The sequence below is a fragment of the Mesorhizobium sp. M7A.F.Ca.US.005.03.2.1 genome, from assembly GCF_003997795.1.
Lineage (GTDB): Bacteria > Pseudomonadota > Alphaproteobacteria > Rhizobiales > Rhizobiaceae > Mesorhizobium > Mesorhizobium ciceri.
Genome location: NZ_RZRP01000647.1, coordinates 1 through 3701 on the forward strand (window position 1 = coordinate 1; position 3701 = coordinate 3701).

Sequence of the window (3701 nt, forward strand, 5' to 3'; positions counted from 1 at the left end):
ATCGGGAACAGCTCCAGCATCTCCTCTTCGCGCAGCCGTGCCTCGGCCGCCGGCTGATGCACCGCGCCGCCGAGACGCAGATTGTCGGCCACCGTCAGGCTGGCGAAGATGCGGCGGCCTTCCGGAACCAGCGCGACGCCCTTGCGGGCGATCGCCTCCGGCGCCAGGCCGGTGATGTCGACACCGTCGAAGACCACCTTGCCGGACGCCGCCGGCACCAGCCCGGCGACGGCGCCGAGCGTCGAGCTCTTGCCGGCACCGTTGGCGCCGACCAGGGCGATGATCTCGCCGCTGTCGACGGCGAGGTCGACGCGGCGCACCGCCTCGACCTCGCCGTACCGGATTTTCAGGGCTTCGACGCTCAGCATGACATCACGGCGCCGGAACGTCGGCGGCTTCGGGGATCAGGGTCTCGACATGCTTGCCTTCGCCGCCCTCGTAGCGCATCAGCGCCACTGGCCGCAGCGGCATGCGGTCGGTGCCGGCATAGGTGATCTTGCCGGTGATGCCCTCGAAATCCTTGAGGCCGGCGATGGCGTCGCGGATCGCCTTCGGGTCGTCGGAGCCGGCCGTCTTGACCGCCTGGTCGAGGATCAGGCCGATCTCGTAGCCATTGACCTCATAGGTCGATTCCGGCGCATGGCCGGCATATTTGGTGAAGGCGGCGTTGAAGGCTTCGAGCTTGCTGCCCGGCTCGGCATAGCCGGCCGCGGTGTAGACGATGCCGTCGACCAATTTGCCGAGCGCCTTGATGGTCGGCGTACCGATGGCATCGGCTCCATAGACCGGGATGGTGACGCCGGCGCCGCGCAATTGCTGGATGAAGGCTGGGAAATCGGGCTCATAGGCCGCCGTCATGATCAGGTCGGGCTTATCGGCCAAGCCCTTGATGTTGGTGATCTCGGCGGAAAAGTCGGGCTGGCCCATGCTGAAAGTGCCGCGGCCGACAATGGTGCCGCCCTTCTTCTCGAACACCTTGCCGAAATATTCCGGCAGATTGGCGGTGTAGGTGGAGTCCGGCGAGGTCAGCAGGAACACCTTCTTCTTGCCTTCGGAGACGGCGAAGTCGGCAACCGCCGTCGCCTGTACATTGTCGGCGGGATAGGTGCCGAACATGACATCGCCGACCGCGCCGGTGAGCACCGGGGCGGAGCCGCACAGCGTCAGGGTCGGAATGCCGAGAGGCTGGGTCAGCTGGCCGGCGGAAATCGAGGGATCGGCATCGCACGGCGTGATCATGATCTTGGCGCCGGCATCGATCAGCTCCTGCGCGACCGTGGCGGTCTGCGCGGTGTCGGAGCGGGTGTCCTTGATCAGCAGCTTGACGGTGTATTTGCCGCCGAACCCGCCCTTGGCGTCGAGTTCGTCGAGCGACATGCGCAGGCCGGCAAGTGCCGGCTGGTCGTAAGGGGCAAGACCGCCTGTCTGCGCGGTCGCGGCACCGATGATGATCTCCTCGGCGCTGGCCGTCGAAATGGTGGCGATGCCGAACACGGCAGCGCAGAAGGCGGCGCGATGGAGGCGATAGAGGCTTGGCATGTCGGTTCTCCTTCTGGATTTTTGTCGTTGGTCGTTGCGGTCTATGCGGTCTGGTTTTCAGGCGTTGCGGTCTTGGCGAGCGCCGTGCGGCTGCCGAGATAGGCGGCGATCACGGCGGGGTTCTTCTGAACGTCGCCCGGCGTACCGTCGGCGATGACGCGGCCATGATCGATGACGACAATGCGTTCGCACAGGTTCATCACCAGCCTCATGTCGTGCTCGATCAGGACGACGCCGATGCGGCGCTCGGTGCGGACTGTCGAGAGGATGGAAACCAGTTCGGCGGTCTCGACGGCGTTCATGCCGGCGGCCGGCTCGTCCAGCAGCAGGAAGCGCGGCTTCAACGCCAGCGCACGTGCCACTTCCAACCGGCGTCGCTGGCCATAGGCAAGCCTGGCGGCCGGCTGATCGGCAAATCTCTCCAGCCCCATGCGCGCAAGTTCACCCATTGCCGCCGCCTCGGCATGGACGAGATCAGGCTCTACCTGGCGTGCGGCGACGACGACGTTTTCCAGCACCGTCATGTGCGGGAAGACGCGGATGTTCTGGAAGGTGCGGGCAACGCCGGAGCGCGCGAAGCGGAAGGCAGAAGCCTGCCGCACCGCGCCACCCACCGACACGGTACCGGCACTTGGCTTGACATCACCGGCCAGCATGTTGAGCAGCGTCGTCTTGCCAGCGCCATTGGGGCCGATGATGCCGGTGATGCTGTCGGTTTGGAAATTCAGGCTGACGTCATCGACGGCGACGACACCGGCATAGCGACGCGACAGATGATCGGCGCTGAGCCGATCGCTTTCGACATGCCGAGGCGGCGCGGCCGAAGCCGTTACCGCCTGACGTCCGGGCCGGCGCAGCAGGTTCAATTCACGCTCGCCGAACAGACCGGTTGGGCGCCGCCAGATGACCAGGATCATGGCGATGGCGAGCACGCCCTGGGTCAGGCCGAACAGGACGGGCAGATGCAGGCCGAGCACCTCGCCGCCGCCTTCGAAGCGGCGCACCACCTCGATCAAGACGATGGTGACGATGACGCCGGCGAAGGCGCCGAGCGAAGAGCTCATGCCGCCGACGATCAGCATGGCAAGCATGGTGAAGCCGAGGTCGAAGTAGAAATCACGCGGCGAAAAGGCGCCAAGGAATTGCGCCATCATGGCGCCGGCGGCCATGGCGGCGACGACACCCGCCACCCAGGCGGCCAGCCGCGCCGTCCGCTGGTCGACGCCGACGGCGGCGGCACCGCGCTCGTCATTGGCGGCAGCGCGTGTGGCTAGGCCGAAGGACGTTTCGCGAAACAGCCTCGCTGCCACCAGCGCCACCGAAGCAATGGCCGCGGCCGTCCACAGCCCGACCTCGCGCGGCACGCCGTAGAAAGGCTGGCTGCCACGGGTGATCTCGCGCCCGGCGACCAGCAGCGTGTAGACGATGATCAGCATGGCAAGCGTGGCGATCGAGGCGCTCGACCCGGAAAGCCTGAGCAGTGGCGTGCCGGTCAACAGGCCGATGACGACAGCCAAAACCAGGACAACGGCCAGCGCCGCGAAGAAGGAGAGTTGGTGGCCGGCGAGGAACTGCGGCAGGTCGCGCAGTGCCGTTCGCTGCAATGCAGCGGGCATGGTGAGAATACCAGTGGCGTAGGCGCCGAGGCCGACAAAGGCCGCCTGGCCGAACGAGACGATGCCGCTGTTGCCGGAGAAGATCTGCAGGCCAAGCACCGCCGTCAGCATGATCGCAGCATAGGTGACGACGCGCTGCATGGCGGCGCCGCCGAAGATGAAGGCGGCAAGCGCCACCAGCAACAGCACCGCGACCATGCACAGGGCATCGGCCGTGGCGTTGCGGAACGCGGCCGGCATGAAGCCGGAACTCTTGCTCTCGCTCGTCGTCACCGACGCCATCACGCGGCCCTGAAGCGATCGGGTGAAAACGGGGCCAGGATCGGTTGCGCGCCTTCGGTGACCAGCCTGGCCACCGCCTCGCCGACTGCCGGCCCGGTCTTGAAGCCGTGGCCGGAAGACCCCGCCGAAACGACCAGCCCTTCGACATCAGGCATGGCGCCGATGACCGGCAGATCGTCGGGGCTCATGTCGTAGAGACCGGCACAGCCCGGCCGGATGCCAAGCTCGGCCATGGCCGGCACGCGGCTGGCGAAGGTCTCCAGG

The 3701-nt window shown here is 66.7% G+C and carries 4 protein-coding genes; all 4 read right to left on the reverse strand.

The features are described from left to right. Positions 1 to 368 (reverse strand): ATP-binding cassette domain-containing protein (locus EN991_RS27520; RefSeq protein WP_127369930.1); only part of this gene is annotated, 368 nt, incomplete at its 3' end. A 4-nt stretch (positions 369 to 372) separates the two neighbouring features. Next, entirely contained in the window at positions 373 to 1539 is a 1167-nt protein-coding gene (locus EN991_RS27525) for an ABC transporter substrate-binding protein (RefSeq protein ID WP_127369931.1), read from the reverse strand. A gap of 41 nt (positions 1540 to 1580) precedes the next feature. Beyond that, positions 1581 to 3437: a branched-chain amino acid ABC transporter ATP-binding protein/permease gene (locus tag EN991_RS27530; protein WP_127369932.1), complete on the reverse strand. Its 1857-nt coding sequence runs from the start codon at positions 3435 to 3437 to the stop codon at positions 1581 to 1583. Then, positions 3437 to 3701, reverse strand: a 265-nt coding sequence (locus EN991_RS27535) for an FAD-dependent oxidoreductase (protein ID WP_127369933.1), incomplete at its 5' end; no start/stop codon positions are given. The genes EN991_RS27535 and EN991_RS27530, both read right to left, overlap by 1 nt.